The sequence below is a fragment of the Lysinibacillus sp. FSL K6-4013 genome (assembly GCF_038630435.1).
Classification (GTDB): domain Bacteria; phylum Bacillota; class Bacilli; order Bacillales_A; family Planococcaceae; genus Lysinibacillus; species Lysinibacillus boronitolerans.
In genome coordinates this window covers 4086218-4104493 of sequence record NZ_CP152031.1, presented here as the reverse complement: position 1 = coordinate 4104493, position 18276 = coordinate 4086218, and the positions used below count along the sequence as shown (strand labels likewise).

Here is an 18276-nt window from a genome sequence, read left to right as displayed (position 1 = left end):
GAGATGCCCTTTTTAGGTTAGTTTGAAGAGGAATTGGGAAATGATATGTAAAGAAAGGAGTGAATAAATTGAAATTGAAATTTATCTTAGTAATTTCTTTAATGACTGTTATCCTTTACGGCTGTAATAAGGATGAGGTAAAGGATGTGCCTGCAAACGCACCAGCAGATCAAAATGGTACTCAGCAGACTGGTGATACGCCAACTGACCAAGTGACATTTAATTTTTTAGAGTTTTCATTAGATGTTGATTACTCTGAAACAGAGTCTTATGAGGTAGAATATGAGGATAAAAAAACAGGAATAGACGCAAAATTAGAGGATGATCGAAAAAATGAAAAGCTTCAGGGTGATGAGGCTTATACTAAATTAGAGCCATTATTTAAGCAGTTGAATTTTGATTCTACAACACCTAATGACGAAGTGATTGATCAAGTAATCAAAGTATTCAATATTGAAGATAACTATCAATCCATTGAAGTAGATGTCGAATTTGTAGACGGCAATGAAAAGGAATTTAAACGAATTAAATAATGGAAATAAGCCAGCTAGCTGATAGAATCAGTTAGCTGGCTTTTCATTCATTTACATTCTCTTACCCAATGTCGATGTTTAGCAAGGGCATGAACAAAAGATTTTGGATCATTTACAACCCCATTTTTATTAGCAATAGGCTGTAAAAATGAAACATTTTTCGTATAACCTATTGTTTTACAGTGTTGATAGGCTTGTTTAATAAACTGTTCTGCTTTTGATTGTTGAGAGGAATCCTGAAAGGCTCCAGTAACATAAACCCCATCATAAAGAACGGAGGAGGTTGTAGCAAATGTTTCGTGAATTTCATAGCCGCTTACTATGCCTTGTTTATTACTTACTAGTTCAACTACAATATCTTCACTTAAAAATGTAGCAATTAGTTCATTTAATTTTTCACTACTATTTTCTGTAACAATTATGGCTACTTTATTAGATTTGACACTTTCCTTTGCATTGATTACTTGGCTAACAGCAGGAGAAGTTTGGTGAATATGCGGTACTTCCACTTCTATAGGGGGAACTATACCAATTCCTTCAGCGATAGCTGAAGCAAGTGAATAACTGACATGAGCATACATGTCTACAACTTGTTTACGAATGGCTTTATTTTTTACTTTGCCAAGCTCAAAGCTAAAGGCATCGATAATATGCTTTTTCTCAATGTCTGTCATACTAAGCCAGAATAATCTTGCTTGTGAAAAATGGTCTTTAAAGCTCTCACTACGTGCACGTACTTTATGCCCTTCAACTTTTTCTTCATAATGCTTGTATCCACCATCTGCTTCAGAAACAGGGTGTGGTGTATTATTGGCTAAGGAATTTTTATGGTAGCTAACTTGTCCCACATTAATGGTTTGTCGGCCATAGCCATCTCGTTGGTTATTATGAAATGGACAGATTGGTTTATTTATAGGAAGCTCATGGAAATTAGGTCCTCCTAGTCGTATTAACTGTGTGTCAGTGTAGGAGAATAAGCGACCTTGTAATAAAGGATCATTTGAAAAATCAATGCCAGGCACAACATGGCCGACATGGAATGCGGCTTGTTCCGTTTCTGCAAAAAAATTATCCACATTTTTATTCAAGGTCATTTTCCCAAGGATGCGTACTGGAACCTCTTCTTCGGGCCATATTTTCGTGGCATCAAGAATATCGAAGCTAAATTTGAATTCATCTTCAACGGGAATAAGTTGAACACCGAGCTCAAATTCTGGGAAATACCCACGTTCAATCGATTCCCATAAATCTCTACGATGAAAATCGGGGTCTTTTCCAGCAATGATCTGTGCCTCATCCCATACTAGTGATTTTACCCCAAGTACAGGTTTCCAATGAAATTTAACAAAGTGGGCTTTTCCTTCGGCATTGATAAAGCGATAAGTATTAACACCAAACCCCTCCATCATTCGATAGCTTCGTGGAATCGATCTATCTGACATATGCCACATAACCATATGAGCAGACTCCTGATTATTTGCAATGAAATCCCAAAATGTATCATGGGCACTTTGTGCTTGGGGAATTTCGTTATTTGGTTCAGGCTTTACAGCGTGTACAAAATCGGGGAATTTAATAGCATCTTGAATAAAAAATACAGGTATATTATTTCCAACTAAATCATAATTACCCTCTTGTGTATAAAACTTAGTAGCAAAGCCGCGTGCATCACGAACTGTATCTGCAGAGCCTTTAGATCCTGCAACGGTAGAGAAGCGGACAAAGACAGGGGTTTTAGTTCCTTTTCCATTTAAAAATTGAGCTTTTGTAATATCACTTGCGCATTCATATGTTTCAAAAATTCCATGAGCGGCTGAGCCACGTGCGTGTACTACTCGTTCAGGAATTCGTTCATGGTCAAAGTGAGTCATTTTTTCACGGAAATGAAAATCCTCTAGTAAAGTAGGTCCTCGCTCACCTGCTTTTAGTGAATGTTCATCTTCCGATATTTTTAATCCTTGATTGGTTGTGAGAGGTTGATCTTTATCACTTACTCGGAATGCTTCTAGCTGTTGTTGTTTCTGATTGACATCTTTTTTCATTTAGAATCCTCCTTTATAAGTTACAACTACCTTCTACCCGAACGAAAAGATGGCAAACATGAAGAAACAAATTGTTTGCTGTTTAAAAATGAATATGTTACTATTATCTCGAATTAGAGATAATTAAATTCGAAATAAAAAGAGGGAGTCGTATGAAGCAAAACAATCGTAACTTAAAAGCATTTACGGTCTTGTTCCGAGCATATCAAACGATTCAAGATGCAACTAAAAGAGATTTACTTCAATTCGATTTAAATCAAACTGAATTTTCTGTTCTTGAATTTTTGTATCATCATGGAGAACAACCAGTTCAAATGATTGGTAAAAAAATATTAATTGCAAGCAGTAGTATTACCTATGTGATTGATAAACTCGAGCAAAAAGGCTATGTATATCGTAAGGCATGTCCAAGAGATCGCCGTGTCACGTATGTATTATTAACGTTTGAGGGACAGGTTTTGATGGAGGAAATATTCCCTAAGCATGAACAGAAAATAAATGAGATATTCGAAGTATTGGAAGCTCATGAGCTGGACAACATGATTTTATCACTTAAAAAAGTTGGCAAGAACGCCGCTAACCAATAAAAATTTTATATATATATATCTCGATATCGAGATATATAGAAGGAGCATATTATGAATCATTTAAAAGGTGTACACCATGTAACGGCTATCACAAGTAGTGCAGAAGAAAATTATAAATTCTTCACCTATGTTTTAGGAATGCGTTTAATAAAGAAAACAGTGAATCAGGATGATATTCAAACATACCATTTATTCTTTGCAGATGATAAGGGTAGTGCGGGTACAGATATGACGTTCTTTGATTTCCCTAATATCCCAAAAGGTGTACATGGTACAAATGAAATTTCAAAGACCTCTTTTCGTGTACCAACGGATGCTGCTTTAGATTATTGGATAAAGCGCTTTGACCGTTTAAATGTGAAGCATACTGGTATGAAAGAACAGTTTGGTAAGAAAACACTATCTTTCGTAGATTTTGATGATCAACACTATCAGTTAATTTCTGATGAGCACAATACAGGTGTGGCAGCAGGTACGCCTTGGCAGAATGGCCCCATCCCACTTGAGTACGCTATTACAGGTTTAGGACCAGTTTTTGTCCGTGTCGCTAATTTTAAATACTTTAAAGATGTGTTAGAAAAGGTAATGCTCTTTACAGAGATTGCAGAAGAAGGAGACTTTCATTTATTTGAAGTAGGTGAGGGAGGAAATGGCGCCCAGATTATTGTCGAACACAACACAGTGTTACCTGTTGCTCGCCAAGGTTTTGGTACTGTTCACCATGCTGCCTTTCGTGTAGAGGATCGTGCTGTATTAGATGAATGGACTGCACGTTTCGAAAGTTTTGGTTTCCACACTTCTGGCTATGTAAATCGTCATTTCTTTGAATCATTGTATGCACGAGTAGCTCCGCAGATTTTATTTGAATTAGCTACAGATGGTCCAGGATTTATGGGCGATGAGCCATATGAAACATTAGGAGAAAAACTGTCATTACCACCGTTTTTAGAACCAAAACGTGAACAGATTGAAAGTCTTGTTCGTCCGATTGACACTGTAAGAAGTTCCATTATGTTCGATAAAGAATATGAGTAACACAATTTCATCCAGTTGGGAAAGAAAAGCTCCACTGGATGCATACATAACTGTATTGGGGGATAAAAAAATGGAATTTTCCAAGCTGATTGATAAGCGTCGCTCTGCTAATAATTTTATCAAGGACGTTAAGATGACTGAAGAAGATATACGCCCCATTTTGGAGGATGTTAAGCTTGCCCCTTCAGCATTTAACTTACAGCATGCTAATTATATTGTTGTACTGGATGAGGATATGAAAGAAAAGGTAAGAGAGGCGGCATATGGTCAATATAAAGTGCATTCAGCTTCGGGTGTAATTCTTGTACTAGGTGACAAGGAAGCATATAAAAATACTGCTGAGCTAAGTCAAGGTATGGTGGATTTAGGCATAATTACTGCTGGCGAATTAGAGGATATTGTAGCAGAGAATACAAGTTTTTATGAGGATCGCGGTGAAGGATTCATGAAAGATGAAGCCATTCGAAATGCTTCTTTGTCTGCTATGTTATTCATGCTTGCTGCGAAAAATCGTGGTTGGGACACTTGTCCAATGATTGGCTTTGATAATCAGAAAATGCGTGCGCTTTTCAATGTGCCAGAAACACATGAAATAGCCTTAATGATTACTATTGGGAAAGAAAAAGAAAGCAGTCGTCGATTACGTGGCTATCGTAAGCCAGTTGAAGAATTTGCCATTTATTATTGAAATGGTATAAAATACAATAGCTATACAAATACTATGAATAATGTACACTTAGGAGGAAACATCATGAAAGTAGTAGCAATCGTAGGTAGTATCCGTAAAGAATCTTATAATATACAATTAGCTCAATTTATTCAAAAACGTTATACAGAAAAGTTAGACCTTGAAGTATTAAGCTTAAAGGACCTACCAATGTATAATCAAGATATTGAAAATGAGGCTCCACAAGCAGTTCTTGATTTTAAAGGAAAAGTAAAAGCTGCAGACGCTGTACTATGGGTTACACCAGAGTATAATGGTACAGTTCCAGGGGTTATGGTCAATGCCATTGATTGGCTATCTCGTGTAGATAAAGTAATGATTGGCAAACCATCCATCATTATGGGTGCATCAATGGGGAACTTAGGAACTGTAAAAGCACAATTACATTTACGTGATATTTTATTCTCTCCAGGCATTAACTCACCATTACTTAGCGGCAATGACGTTTATATTGGTGCTGTTCACACTAAATTTGATGAAGAAGGCAATTTAACTGATGAAGGTACAGTGAAATTCCTTGACGTAGTCATTGATAACTTCTTAAGCTGGGCAAAAAAATACGTTTAATTAAAATCTAACCCATAAGTATACAATATACTTATGGGCATTTTTTGTTTGGAAAGATGCTACTTCTGCATGAAATCTTCATACTTTCACGATATACTTTTAACAAATTCTAAAATGGTGGTTAAGGATGAGAAAATTATCATTAAAGCTTGGGATTATCTTTTTCATCACATTGTTTTGTATTGAAACATTTATGATGTTTTTTTTGCATGTTTCCTTGACGAATTCTAGGGTGGAAGAGGAATTAGAGAGTTTACAAGCGAGAGGAAACTCACATCGTACTATATTAGAGCAGAACTTCAATAATGAAACACTAGCACATGTTGTTCTTATGGAATCAGAAGCAAGTACTGATGTCGTGGTGACTGACCATTTAGGGACAATCCTAGCCTCCTCACAACCACATTTAGAGATCACTGATCTGATTGGTGATATAGAGGGGGACATACCGTATGAGGGAATGGTTTTACAAGACAATTGGCAGGAAGTCCAATCTATTGCCACGATAAGCCCTATTCAAAATCAGCATGGAACGATTGGCTATGTATTTATGTTTCAAAATACCGATTCCATCCATGCATTAATGAAACGGCTCAATAAGCATTTTCTCATCGTTGGTATTGTATCTGGTCTTGTCAGTATTGCAGTCATTATTGTTCTATCTCGCAAGCTCGCTAAACCACTTATTCAAATGAAAGAGGCTACATTGAAAATGAGTAAGGGTGATTTTACAGTCGCTCTTTCTACGAATGGGAAAGATGAGCTTGGGGATTTATCGAATGCTATACAGCTTCTGTCCAATGATTTAAATCATCTAAGGCAAGAGCGTAAGGAATTTTTATCGAGTATTGCACATGAGCTTCGTACACCGCTAACCTTTATTAAAGGCTATACAGATATTCTTGCTAAACGGGATTTAACAGAGCAAGATCGTCAAAAGTATTTAACTATTATAATAGAAGAAACAAATAGACTTTCTCGGTTAATCAAAGACTTATTTGATTTAGCGAAAATGGATGAAAACTCATTTATGATTGAAAAACATTGCTTACATTTAGAATCGTTTTTTTCAAGCATTGAAGAAAAATTAAGTCCCGCTTTTCAAGATAAAGGTATTTATTTGGCTATACATTGTGATAATGGCTTAACACTATGTGCAGATGAAGCAAGACTTGAGCAAATCCTGATTAATCTATTAAATAACGCCTTAATCTATTGTGCGCCAGGAGATACGACTACCGTCACTGTAAAAGAGGACAATAGCGTTTTAAGTATCGTAGTGGAAGACACAGGTAGAGGAATTCCAAAGAAGGATTTACCGTATATTTTTGATCGGTTTTATCGAGTGGAAAAATCACGTAGTCGTGCTTTAGGTGGATCTGGACTTGGGCTTGCTATTGTCAAGGAGCTTGTACAAGCACATGGGGGAGAAATAAAGGTTAGAAGTGAAATAAATAAAGGGACTACTTTTGAATTATCATTTAAAGGAGTAGAAACGAATGAAAACGATTTTATGCATTGATGATGAACCAAGAATGTTAGATTTATTAACCCTTTATTTGGAACCACTATTTCTTTGTAGAGCCATGTCTTCTATACAAGAGGCATTGGATTTTTTAGAAGAAGAGCATGTAGATTTAGTTCTTTTGGATATTATGATGCCAGAGATGGATGGGTGGCAGGTTTGCCAGGAAATTAGGAAGTTTTGGGATGTTCCGATCATTATGCTTACTGCAAAAGGAGAACAAGCTGATATTGTAAAAGGCTTAAACCTTGGTGCTGATGACTACATTTTAAAGCCTTTTGATGAGGAAGAGTTGTTAGCACGAATACATGCTGTATTAAGAAGAACAAAATCTGAAGAAAAAGTAATTAACTTTGAAGGGCTTTGTTTAGATAGAGAGTCCTTTGAAGTATATTTTCAACATAAGGCAATTCCATTAACACCAAAGGAATTTGCCATGCTCGCCCTTTTTTTAGATTATCAAAATAGAGCATTTTCTCGAGAACACCTTATTCATGCCGTTTGGGGATATGATGTAGCGATTGAAGATCGTACCATTGATTCACATGTACGTAATTTACGAGAAAAATTAAGAAAAAGTGGTTTTCCGGCGGATGATTACTTGCAAACAGTTTGGGGCATCGGCTATAAATGGCATAAGTCTGCAAATAGAAAGCAAATGGAGCATAAAAGCTAGAAATAACCTCTACCAGAATTGAAGGTAGAGGTTATTTCTATTACTTTGGGCTAAGCTCTTCTTCTGTTACCCATTTATGATTTGTTACGGCTTCACCATTTGTAGTGGAAGTATAATCAAGCATATATACAGTTGTTTGCACAGCCTCGTCAATAAGGACAGTCGCATTTTCCATACCTTCCATATGTGCTGCGTCCGTTTTTATTTCTGTTCCAGGAGCCAGTGGTGCTTCTTGTGGGTCAATTAATTCTTCATGAATTACCCACTCATGCTTTTCTATTCGCTTTCCACCAGATGTAGGCTCATAGGAAATAACATAGGCAGTTGTATTATAGGCACCTACTATTGTTGCTTCGGCCCCTTTCATACCTTCCATATGTCCATCTGTAATTATGGCTGTGCTCCCTACAGGAAATTTCGGATTCTCAGCTTTTTTTAATGTTACGGGTACTTCGCCAGAACTTGAATGATTCATTGTAGAATGATCCATTTTTTCAGCAGCTTCATTAGAAGTGGATGCAGGTTTTGTTTGCTCCTCAGTGCAAGCCGATAAACTAATTAGAGCGACTACTGATAATAGTCCGACTGACCATCTTTTATTGAATTTCATATGATATCCTCCTCACTCTTTGCTCCTAATGTAGCAAATAAATGTGCAGAAACGATGGATATGATCTATGAAAAACATCTGGCACAAATAGGTGAGAAGATATGCTATTGAATGGGCATGATCTTCAATGTTTTTTGTAATCTATAGGCGAAGACACCAGCAAAAATAGCTAAAATAATATCTTTTGGTAGAGGAGGAATCATCCAAAGCCAAGCGAGCTTATATGAAAAATTCTCTGGTGCACTTGCCCAAAGCTTGTATGCAAAAAACATCCAATTTGTTCCTATCAAATAATTTATCGCTGTTGCTACCAAAGCAGCTACGATAAAGCTTTTCTTTGTACCGCTTCGTTCAACAATCAACCCTGCAACAAATGCCGCTAAAATAAATGTAATTATAAACCCAAAGGTTGGGCTTAAAATTTGGCCAATTCCACCACCGAAACGAGCAAAGACAGGAGCTCCTGCCAATCCTACGCACATATAAATTGTACAGGCGAGCGCACCTTTTCTACTACCAAGAATAAGTCCTGCTAAAATCGCAAAAAAGGTTTGAAGCGTAATGGGGACACCACCAACTACCATAAAAGGTGCAAAGGACGTGATATTAGCACCCACCATCATTAGCGTTGAAAATAATCCAATATAGGTAATGTCAACAGTTCTTAACTTATGATGACTATGTTGCGTAACGGTTGCCATGAAGTTCACCTCGTTTTATAAGTTATTACTGTTAGTGTAAAAGACGAAAGCATTTGTGTCAACTTTATAATTCGTATAAGTTAACTCAATTGCTTGAAGTAGACTATCTATCTATAAAAATGTATGATAGAATCGTCACAATTTTATAACTTCAAATACTATTGGTGTGATATTTTTGAATATCACTTAAAAGGGAAGTCGGTGGAAGTCCGACGCTGTCCCGCAACTGTAACGAGGAATCCTATAATATGATTTGCCACTGTTTAAGAATGGGAAGGCAATTATAGGATAGTGAATCGAAGCCAGGAGACCTGCCATTTAGTAATACCTGTAATGCCCACGAGGATGCAAGCAATTACGGACAATAGCTGGATATTTTTCTGACTTTGTTTAATCTAGGGTATTTCTATGCGCACTTTCGCATGGGATACCTTTTTTTATTGCTTCATTCATCAATATTCAGTAGGAGATTAAAACAGATGAATAAAAAATTTATGTTATTTTCCTTCGTACTTTTCATGGTTTTAATTGTTTCAATGACCTTTGCTGTAATGGTTGGCTCAGTTTCAGTTACACCGTTATATGTCTGGAAAGTGATTCTTTCTAAAATACCTTTTATACAAAATGCGATTGAGCAAGATTGGAGTCGCTCTCAGGAAATCATCATCTGGCAAATAAGAGCACCTCGTGTTTTGCTAGCTGCTATAGTAGGAGCGGGGTTAGCCATTGCAGGCGCAGCCATTCAGGCACTTGTACGTAATTCCATAGCAGACCCGTATATTCTAGGGATTTCTTCAGGTGCAGCTGTCGGAGCTACTTCTGTGATTATTTTAGGAGCCTTTTCATTTTTAGGTATTTACGCTCTTTCAGTATCCGCATTCCTTGGTTCATTACTTGCCATAGTACTTGTTTTTTTCTTATCACGTGTTGGGGGACGTGTCTCTATTTTCCGCTTGCTATTGGCAGGCATGGCTGTGTCCTTTATCTTAACGGCTATCTCTAATTTTATTTTAATGATGTCAAAGCAAGAAGGAGCCTTAAAGGCTGTTATGTTTTGGATGCTAGGTAGTTTAGCTGGAGCCAAATGGAATAATATTGTGATTCCAGCTTTCGTATTCTTTGTTGTTTTTGGGCTACTGTGGCTACATTATCGCAATTTAAATTTATTATTACTGGGAGAAGAAGCGGCAGTGACATTAGGCGTTAATCTTCAGCAATTCCGTATTCAGTTAATACTACTAGTATCTCTATTAACAGGTGTGCTTGTCGCAGTTAGTGGTTCTATAGGTTTTGTGGGATTGATTATTCCGCATATTGTGCGATTAATTGTGGGCTCAAATTATAAATACGTGATACCTATTAGTGCTTTAATAGGTGGAATATTCTTAGTGTGGGCAGATGCCTTTGCTCGAATCATCATTGCTCCCCAGGAAATGCCAATTGGTATTATTACAGCTTTTTGTGGAGGACCATTTTTCATTTGGCTTCTCCGTCGTAACAACTATTCATTCGGTGAAGGAGATTAATTTCAATGACATTAGAAGCGAAACAAGTATCATTCTCCATTTACGATCAGCGTATACTACATGATGTAAGCATTCAAATAAAAGAAAAGCAATTTGTTGGATTAATAGGTCCTAATGGGAGCGGAAAATCAACATTGTTAAAAAATATGTATCGTCTGCTAAAACCTGAAAGCGGTAAAGTAGTATTAAATGAGCAAGATATATTAAAGCAATCAAGTAAAGCTATTGCGAAAAATTTGGCTGTTGTAAGCCAAGAGACACCCGTATTATTTGATTTCACTGTGCATGATTTAGTCAGTATGGGAAGAACGCCACATAAAAAGCTATTAGAGCTTGATCAAGAGAAAGATTTTCAAATTGTTAAAGATGCTCTAAGGCAAACGGGCATATCGCATTTAGAGAAACGAAGCTTTAGTTCGCTTTCTGGTGGCGAGAAAAAGCGTGTCATGGTTGCAAGAGCACTTGCTCAACAAGCACAGGTATTAATATTAGATGAGCCAACGAATCATTTAGATATTCAACATCAACTTCAACTTATGGATTTAATTCAGACCTTGCATTTAACCGTCGTAGCTGCTTTACATGATTTGAATATTGCTGCTATGTATTGCGATCAAATTTACGTTTTACAGCAAGGGCGAATCGTTTGTCATGGTACCCCAGAGGAAGTGCTTACGCCAACAGTGCTGCAAGATGTATTTGGTGTTTTTGCGGATATTCAAACACATCCAATGACAGGGAAGCCGTATCTTACATATGTTCCTGAACAATTCACGAAAAAGTTTAGCTAAATATAGAAAAGCAAGATCTTCTATTAAATACATAAAACATCCTTTAAGGAGTGACTGTATGCAAATAGCTTTTACGAAAATGCATGGTACTGGCAACAGCTATATCTATCTTGATCTTTTCCAATATGATTATAAGGAAGAGATCTTTAGTGAATTGGCTCAAAAAATAGCCAATGTTCATACAGGTATAGGCTCAGATGGGTTAATTATTATCCAGCCATCCAACACTGCTGACTGTGGTATGCGTATTTTTAATAAAGATGGCTCTGAGGCGACAAATTGCGGTAACGGTCTTCGCTGTGTTGCTAAGTATATCTTTGACCGTCATATTGTGCGACAAGAGCAGCTTACGATTGAAACGAAATCGGGTATTATGCTGGCACAGGTAGTGGTGCAAGATGATAGCGTAATAGAAGTGATTGTCGATATGGGCAAACCTCTTTTATTGCGCAAAGACATTCCGATGTTAGGAAACCCAAATGAGCTTGTCATCAATGAGATATTTCCTTTACCCCAACAATCTCTTTTGGTAACTGCTTTGTTTTTGGGCAATCCGAATACTGTAGTTTTTGTGAATGCGATCGAGCAAGCATCATTAAGAACATTAGGCGGTATTATAGCAAACGATATGAGATTTCCTTATCGTTGCAATGTTGAGTTTGTAGAGGTTGTTCATGAGAAGGCATTAAAATGCTGCGTTTGGGAACGAGGTTCGGGTATAACAGAGGCATGTGGAACAGGTGCTTGTGCAGCGGTAGTGGCTGCTATATTAAATGGTTTTTGTCAGAAGGGAGAAGAGATAGTAGTCCAACTTAGTGGTGGTGACTTAGTCATACGATGGGCTGACAATGACCATATCTGGATGCGTGGTCCTGCAGAATTTATTGCGGATGGAATTTATGAGTTTTTATCTTAATTACGCCAATACTTTTTCGCAATGCTATATTAAATTAAAGGACGCCACTCTGAAATCTGAGGCGTCCTTTATTGTAGAACCATTAAGATATTGCTTTTAAGCCTGCTACACCTATGATAATCGCTAGGATACTGATAATACGTGATAGATTTTTGGATTCCCCAAAGAAAATGATATTTACAAGTACAGCTCCAACAGTACCAATTCCTACCCAAACAACATAGGCAATACTTAACTGTAAATAGTTGAAGGATGCATATAAAAGGGCAAAGGACACACCAAAACCACCAATATATAAAATTAAATTTCGTAATGTTTTATGCTGACTATAAAAGCGTAAGCCGATTACACCTATAATTTCAGACAATGCAGCTAAGATAATAAACATCCAACCCATTATACATTCGCTCCTTTCGTTTGATCCTGCTCTTTAGCGGAATTATCTGCTAACTTTAGACCAATTACACCTAATACTAAAATAAACATAAACAGTCCTTTAATGGCATTAAACTCACCATCGAAAATGAAAATATCCATTAATGTAGTACCGATTGCACCTGCTCCGGCGAAAATAGCGTAGACTGTTCCAGTAGGTAAGCTTTCACAAGCCTTTGATAAGAAGTGAAAATCTATAGCAATGATTGTCACAATAATTATCCAGTGCCACCATGTGCTTGCTACGTTAAAGCCAAATACCCAAAGCAATTCAAATAAACTTGTTAATACGACGTACATCCATTCTTTTTTCATAATTAAAACCCTTTCTATTAGGCAATTAAATGACTGACATTCAGTCATTTTTAAAGTAAAAGAGAACGTCACTTTTATGGGTGACGTAGGCCAAGTGCATGATATAGGAAGTCGATAAGCTCAAGCTTGAGCAATTTCATTGTTTCATCCTTACTATCATCAAATAAATAAATTTGTTCCGCAGCAGATTCAATTAGACCAATCATCAGTTTAGCAGAACGCGTTGGATCAATAGAATCACGTATCATTCCCTGTTGCTGACCAGATAATAAGAAATGCCTCATCCAGTCATAATAAGGTGCATAAATATTTTCCCATTCTTTTAAATGCTCAGTTTGCGCAATACCTGCATAAATAAGTGCAACGATATCTCCATAATCTTTCGTGATTAAAAAAATCATTTCCACAACCTCTTCAAGTTGTTGTTCAAAAGGCTTATGATTTGAAATACCTTCATCTAAGGTAGCGATAATTCTTTCTACCATATTTTTTGCAATAGCAGGCATAACAGAAAGGCGTGATGGGAAATAAAGATAAAATGTTCCTTGAGCGATCCCAGCAGCTTTAACGATATCTGAAACCTTTGTTTTTTCAATACCTTTTTCTCTGAAAACCTCAATGGCGGCTTGAATGATTTTTTCTTCCTTTGACATGCAATCCCTCACTTTTGCCTTACTTATTTAGTATGTTACAGAATAAGAAAAACAATGTCAATATAAAAATGACTGATAGTCAGTCATTTTTTGTTATTCAATGTTCATTTGAATAGCCAATAACACAATGATGCGAAGGAGTATATTTTCTATATTTCGGGGAATTTTAAGATTGAAAGGATTGATGAACATGAACGAAATTAAGTTTGCACAATTAGACACGCAGCAACTTAAAAAAATTAATGAACTTGAAGAAAAGATTGGTGTAACATTAGTTGCCTATGATCCTTCCTCCACACCATCACAGGGTTCTGGCGCTTTTGAGTCAAATAATAGCACTACTACAAATCATCCATCATAATGAAGTGAGAAATGCCTTGCAGTAATGTAAGGTATTTTCATTTTATAGACGTACTAAAAGGAGTGTTTGAATTGAAAGAATTCTATGCGGATTTACATATTCATATTGGACGTACTTCTAGTGGAAGGGCTGTGAAAATTACTGGCAGTAAAACGTTAACATTAGCACGAATTTTAGAGACGGCTAGTGCAAGAAAAGGATTAGACATCATTGGGATCATTGATTGTCACTCCCCTGAAGTAATCGAAGAAATGGTGAAGATGATTGAACGCGGAGAACTGAAAGAACTAAAAGAAGGTGGTCTGCAATTTCAGGAAACAACTTTGATTCCCGGATCGGAGATCGAAATTTATGATCAACATTGTCATGGTCCTATTCATGTGCTTGCTTACTTTCCTACACTAGAGCTCATGAAGCAGTTCTCAGACTGGATGTCACAGCATATGAAAAATATCCATTTAAGTTCACAGCGCATTTATTGTGACGGCCAAACTTTGCAGCAAAAGGTGCATGAATTAGAAGGTATTTTTATTCCGGCACATGTATTTACACCGTTTAAAAGCTTGTATGGCAAAGGGGTTTGTCGAAGTTTAACTGAAGTCTTTGATCCGCAGCTTATCGATGGCATTGAATTAGGTTTAAGCTCTGATACAAATATGGTAAGTCATATTAAAGAATTACAAGCATATACATTCGTTAGCAATTCTGATGCGCATTCGCTTGGGAAATTGGCAAGAGAGTATCAAAAGTTACGATTAGCAGAAGCGAATTTTGCAGAATTAAAAATGGCTCTGCATGATCAGCATGGACGAGCAGTAATTGCCAATTATGGCCTAAATCCTCTTCTTGGCAAATATCATCAAACAGTTTGTGCAAAATGTAGTAAACAGCTAAGTAAAGAAGCTACCATTTGTACACAATGTGGGAGTACTCAAATTATAAAGGGAGTAGCTACCCGTATACAGGAGCTATCTGAAGACTTTCCCAATAAGCGAAATAGACCACCTTACATTCATCAGGTACCACTTGATTTCATTCCAGGTGTTGGTCCTAAAATGATGGAACGTTTAATCGAAGCATTTGGCACAGAAATGAATATTTTGCACCGTGTAACAGTAGACCAGCTTGAGCAAATTGTGCCACATAAACTAGCTCAATTAATCGATTTAGCGAGAACGGGTCAATTAGCTATTGAAGTTGGTGGAGGTGGAATTTATGGAAAGATACAGGTTGACTAGATAAAAAATGAAAAGTTTCAAAAAGATTGGTGTAATTTAACCTATTTTTAACGCTCCTCTAGTAAAATAGTGAAAACAATGATTATTTTATAAGCGGAGGAGACAGTAAATGCGATTATCGAAGAAATTTCGTTTTTTAGCCTCAAGTATATTGGCTTTGCAATTAGCTATACCTGTAGCAGCTAATGCAGAAGAGGTACAAGGTGACCATATAGCACCAAGCTGGGTTGTACAAACCGATTATGTAGCACTTGGTGATTCATTAGCACATGGGATGAATGAAATAGGTGTAATTGGATTAGGCTACACCGATTTTATTGCACAGGCTTTACAGCAAGACGGCTTCCTTACTTCCTTTAATAAGGGTTTTGCTATGTCAGGCTACACAACTAAAAATGTTTTGGCGGATCTACAAAATGATGTAGCAAAAACAGTGACTGGTTTTGGTTATAAAGAGGAGCAGGCAAAATTACGAGCTTCTATAAAAGAAGCTGAAATCATCACATTAACAGCTGGGGCAAATGATTTACTGCCAATATTAAAAGAATCTCAAGCAACGGGTATTGACACTGTGGCTATTATAAAAGCTACTAAAGAAGCTGTATCGAACATTGCTACTATTCTATCGGAAATCAAAAAGATTAATCCAAAAGCTGAAGTATATGTGATGGGTTATTATAATTCCTTCCCATACTATAGTGAGAGCTTACAAAATCAATTTAAACTGTTATTAGCTACCTTGAATTCAACAATCAAAACAACTACTGAAAAAGCGGGCGCTATTTTTGTTCCTACATATGATGTTGTTGCAAAGGATGTTGCCAACTATCTACCAAACCCTGAAAATATTCATTTAAGTGAAGCTGGGTATTTAGCGGTAGCAAAAGAAGCATTTTTACCAATTATTAAAACAAGCTCTTTATGGGATGTAACGCAGGCCATTGGAGTAGATGTAAAAGATCGTACAACTGTTGAGGTTAGCTGGCAAGAAGCGACAGATAATGTAGGCGTGGCAAATTACCATGTCTATGTGAATGGAAAATTAACGTCAACACTAAATGCTGATACTACTAAAATTACGCTCAAAGATTTATTAGAAAATACAACCTACAATGTATCCATCAAAGCAATTGATGCTGCTGGTAATGAAAGTGTTCAAAATCCTACAGTTACTTTCACTACGAAAGGAACAGTTAGCTTTACAGATACACAGAATCACTGGGCAAAAGAGTATATTCAAAAAGCTGCAAATACAGGTATAATGAATGGCTATACAGATGGGACATTTAGACCTGAAAGCAGTGTAACACGTGCACAAGCTGCAGCTATTCTTGTAAGAAGTTTAGGCTTAACTACAGAAGAAAAAGCACCATTTACTGATATCGCAAATTATGATGCAACAACTCAGTCCGAAATAGCGGCAGCATATGCACATGGTCTTATTAAAGGGACAGATGGGAAATTTAAGCCTGGACAGCCTGTGACACGTGCTCAATTAGCTGTAATGATTCATCGCGCCTATGAACAGCAATTTAATCAGCCATATATTGCAAAAGGCGATGTGCCATTTTCAGATGTCGCTTCCTATAATGCAGAAACAAAACATGCAATCACAATGCTTTATGAGTTAGGAATCGTGACAGGGAATGGAGGGAAATTTGCACCTGAAGCTGTCACAACAAGAGGTCAAGCAGCTAAAATATTTACAAACCTAAGTCAGCTATACATTCAATAATAATTAAAAGGTAGGGGTACTGTCACCTCTACCTTTTGACGTTGTCGTAAAAAACGAAGTATAGTCTAACTATGCTGTTGAACGTCCATAGATAAAGGAGAATGGGATGCTGTCATTTATATTATCCGCTAAAAGATTACTAAAAGGCTTGTGGAGGGCCTTTAAACGTCCACAGTTCCTATCATTATTTACTACACTGTTTTTAATCATTCTATCAGGAACTTTATTCTACAAGGGGACAGAAGGGTGGTACTGGTTGGATGCCATGTATTTTGCTGTAGTAAGCTTGATTCCAACAGGGGTTGAAACAGGACTATATCCAACAACGACTTATTCTAAAATATTTACAATGATTTATTTGATTGTTGGTACAGGAGTAATGTTTATCATGTTATTAATGCTGGGACGCTCTATCGTAGATTTTTCTCTTAATGAAGAAGAAAAAGAAGAGGTTAAAAAACGTTTGAAAAAGTAAGATAGCAGTACAATGAATCTTTTGGACGATTCATTGTACTGCTATTTTTTATGATAGTTTGGCAATAATGCCTTCTTCGTCATCTAAAACAAGCTCAATCCCTGTCGAGAATGGATCACCATGTAGAACATCCTTGATCCAAACACGTAAGGCACCAATCATGGCTGCTGTATTAAGCACCTCGATTTGTCCGTTGACTTCAACCTCTGCCCCAAAGCCTGCATCATCCTCGTAAGTCAATTCAACTAGAACATCCTCGGGGCGAATGTTTTGATAGTAGGCTTGAGATAAGCAAATAGCATTAATAATATCTTGTTCGTTGATTATTTGTGCCATTGTGCTTCCTCTTTACGCTTTTTATCTTTAAACATATTCATTATCTTCACCACAAGCATCACAATAACAACAATTGCTGCTACATTAATAAGTAAACCTAAAATATTCCCCAGTATGCCCATACCACTAAATAGACTACCGAATAATAATCCAGCAAGTCCGCCAAGCATTAATCCCTTCATCAGACCGCCTGAGAAAAAGCCACCTTTTTTAGTAGTATCTGCTTTACTAGTAGATGTTGAGTTGTTTTTATTTGTTGTTGCATTGTTTTGATCTTTAGTAGTATCCTTCGATTTTTGGATATTCGAGCTATTATTATTGTTAGAGAAGCCCTTTTTACCCGATTTATAGGATTTAGCTTCTGCGGTTGGCGTATCAGAAATGAATAATGTTGCACCAACAGTCGAAAATATCAGTGTCGCTGCAAAAAGAGCGGCAAGAATTTTTTTCATTACATACATTCCTCCAATATAATTTTTAATCTAATCATAA

22 protein-coding genes and 1 riboswitch are annotated in these 18276 nt (G+C 36.8%); of the genes, 14 read left to right on the top strand and 8 right to left on the bottom strand.

Translation table 11 applies throughout. The features are described from left to right. Positions 1 to 68 precede the first annotated feature (68 nt). Positions 69 to 533, top strand: coding sequence for a YusW family protein (locus MHB39_RS20340; RefSeq protein WP_339280379.1), 465 nt, complete (start codon positions 69 to 71; stop codon positions 531 to 533). Positions 534 to 580: 47 nt separating this feature from the next. Here MHB39_RS20340 and MHB39_RS20335 read toward each other — a convergent pair whose 3' ends face one another. Further along, complete coding sequence (locus MHB39_RS20335) at positions 581 to 2575, bottom strand: catalase (protein WP_342545153.1); 1995 nt, start codon at positions 2573 to 2575, stop codon at positions 581 to 583. Positions 2576 to 2727: 152 nt separating this feature from the next. Between MHB39_RS20335 and MHB39_RS20330 the strand changes: the two genes are divergently transcribed. The 6 genes from MHB39_RS20330 to MHB39_RS20305 all read left to right on the top strand — a co-directional run bounded on the left by MHB39_RS20330 (position 2728) and on the right by MHB39_RS20305 (position 7692). Then, positions 2728 to 3162, top strand: coding sequence for a MarR family transcriptional regulator (locus tag MHB39_RS20330; RefSeq protein WP_036076013.1), 435 nt, complete (start codon positions 2728 to 2730; stop codon positions 3160 to 3162). 51 nt (positions 3163 to 3213) lie between these two features. Then, positions 3214 to 4197, top strand: coding sequence for a ring-cleaving dioxygenase (locus tag MHB39_RS20325; protein WP_258859701.1), 984 nt, complete (start codon positions 3214 to 3216; stop codon positions 4195 to 4197). A gap of 70 nt (positions 4198 to 4267) precedes the next feature. After that, positions 4268 to 4885 (top strand): nitroreductase family protein, encoded by a 618-nt coding sequence (locus tag MHB39_RS20320; RefSeq protein WP_016993716.1) that lies wholly within the window; start codon positions 4268 to 4270, stop codon positions 4883 to 4885. 63 nt (positions 4886 to 4948) lie between these two features. After that, entirely contained in the window at positions 4949 to 5491 is a 543-nt protein-coding gene (locus tag MHB39_RS20315; RefSeq protein WP_342545152.1) for an NADPH-dependent FMN reductase, read from the top strand. A 127-nt stretch (positions 5492 to 5618) separates the two neighbouring features. Then, on the top strand, positions 5619 to 7013 hold the full coding sequence (locus MHB39_RS20310; RefSeq protein WP_342545151.1) for an ATP-binding protein: 1395 nt from the start codon (positions 5619 to 5621) through the stop codon (positions 7011 to 7013). Continuing rightward, entirely contained in the window at positions 6991 to 7692 is a 702-nt protein-coding gene (locus tag MHB39_RS20305) for a response regulator transcription factor (RefSeq protein ID WP_342545149.1), read from the top strand. Before MHB39_RS20310 ends, MHB39_RS20305 begins: the two co-directional genes overlap by 23 nt. A gap of 40 nt (positions 7693 to 7732) precedes the next feature. Here the strand turns inward: MHB39_RS20305 and MHB39_RS20300 are convergent, their stop codons facing one another. Both MHB39_RS20300 and MHB39_RS20295 read right to left on the bottom strand, forming a co-directional pair. Continuing rightward, positions 7733 to 8302, bottom strand: coding sequence for a YdhK family protein (locus MHB39_RS20300; RefSeq protein ID WP_342545148.1), 570 nt, complete (start codon positions 8300 to 8302; stop codon positions 7733 to 7735). Between the two features lie 104 nt (positions 8303 to 8406). Beyond that, on the bottom strand, positions 8407 to 9003 hold the full coding sequence (locus tag MHB39_RS20295) for a biotin transporter BioY (RefSeq protein ID WP_016993712.1): 597 nt from the start codon (positions 9001 to 9003) through the stop codon (positions 8407 to 8409). Between the two features lie 145 nt (positions 9004 to 9148). Next, a riboswitch (cobalamin riboswitch) is annotated at positions 9149 to 9337 on the top strand. Positions 9338 to 9482: 145 nt separating this feature from the next. On the opposite strand from MHB39_RS20295, the gene MHB39_RS20290 reads away from it, so the two are divergent. From MHB39_RS20290 to dapF, 3 genes are read left to right on the top strand one after another with little or no spacing between them, the layout of a single operon-like run. Next, positions 9483 to 10529, top strand: a complete 1047-nt coding sequence (locus tag MHB39_RS20290; protein WP_036076018.1) for an iron chelate uptake ABC transporter family permease subunit — start codon at positions 9483 to 9485, stop codon at positions 10527 to 10529. Positions 10530 to 10534: 5 nt separating this feature from the next. Further along, the gene (locus MHB39_RS20285; RefSeq protein WP_016993710.1) at positions 10535 to 11320 is read left to right on the top strand and encodes a heme ABC transporter ATP-binding protein; all 786 of its coding nucleotides are present in this window, start codon (positions 10535 to 10537) and stop codon (positions 11318 to 11320) included. Positions 11321 to 11378: 58 nt separating this feature from the next. Next, positions 11379 to 12236: a diaminopimelate epimerase gene (gene dapF, locus MHB39_RS20280; protein WP_342545145.1), complete on the top strand. Its 858-nt coding sequence runs from the start codon at positions 11379 to 11381 to the stop codon at positions 12234 to 12236. 82 nt (positions 12237 to 12318) lie between these two features. Here the strand turns inward: dapF and MHB39_RS20275 are convergent, their stop codons facing one another. The 3 genes from MHB39_RS20275 to MHB39_RS20265 all read right to left on the bottom strand — a co-directional run bounded on the left by MHB39_RS20275 (position 12319) and on the right by MHB39_RS20265 (position 13639). Continuing rightward, on the bottom strand, positions 12319 to 12633 hold the full coding sequence (locus tag MHB39_RS20275; RefSeq protein WP_016993708.1) for an SMR family transporter: 315 nt from the start codon (positions 12631 to 12633) through the stop codon (positions 12319 to 12321). After that, positions 12633 to 12986, bottom strand: coding sequence for an SMR family transporter (locus MHB39_RS20270; protein ID WP_016993707.1), 354 nt, complete (start codon positions 12984 to 12986; stop codon positions 12633 to 12635). The genes MHB39_RS20275 and MHB39_RS20270 overlap by 1 nt, the downstream gene beginning before the upstream one ends. Before the next feature lie 74 nt (positions 12987 to 13060). Continuing rightward, a complete protein-coding gene (locus MHB39_RS20265) occupies positions 13061 to 13639 on the bottom strand; it encodes a TetR family transcriptional regulator (RefSeq protein WP_333005897.1) in 579 nt (192 codons plus the stop codon). 190 nt (positions 13640 to 13829) lie between these two features. Here MHB39_RS20265 and MHB39_RS20260 point away from each other — a divergent pair, with 190 nt between their 5' ends. The 4 genes from MHB39_RS20260 to MHB39_RS20245 all read left to right on the top strand — a co-directional run bounded on the left by MHB39_RS20260 (position 13830) and on the right by MHB39_RS20245 (position 17448). Further along, entirely contained in the window at positions 13830 to 14000 is a 171-nt protein-coding gene (locus MHB39_RS20260; protein ID WP_342545142.1) for a hypothetical protein, read from the top strand. Between the two features lie 71 nt (positions 14001 to 14071). Beyond that, positions 14072 to 15238 (top strand): endonuclease Q family protein, encoded by a 1167-nt coding sequence (locus MHB39_RS20255; protein ID WP_342545140.1) that lies wholly within the window; start codon positions 14072 to 14074, stop codon positions 15236 to 15238. Between the two features lie 109 nt (positions 15239 to 15347). After that, entirely contained in the window at positions 15348 to 16973 is a 1626-nt protein-coding gene (locus MHB39_RS20250) for an S-layer homology domain-containing protein (RefSeq protein WP_342545138.1), read from the top strand. A 106-nt stretch (positions 16974 to 17079) separates the two neighbouring features. Then, on the top strand, positions 17080 to 17448 hold the full coding sequence (locus MHB39_RS20245) for an ion channel (RefSeq protein WP_026023450.1): 369 nt from the start codon (positions 17080 to 17082) through the stop codon (positions 17446 to 17448). A gap of 48 nt (positions 17449 to 17496) precedes the next feature. Here the strand turns inward: MHB39_RS20245 and MHB39_RS20240 are convergent, their stop codons facing one another. Next, a complete protein-coding gene (locus MHB39_RS20240; protein WP_004224435.1) occupies positions 17497 to 17784 on the bottom strand; it encodes a DUF2653 family protein in 288 nt (95 codons plus the stop codon). Then, positions 17772 to 18236: a hypothetical protein gene (locus MHB39_RS20235; protein WP_312126767.1), complete on the bottom strand. Its 465-nt coding sequence runs from the start codon at positions 18234 to 18236 to the stop codon at positions 17772 to 17774. Before MHB39_RS20235 ends, MHB39_RS20240 begins: the two co-directional genes overlap by 13 nt. Positions 18237 to 18276: the final 40 nt, after the last annotated feature.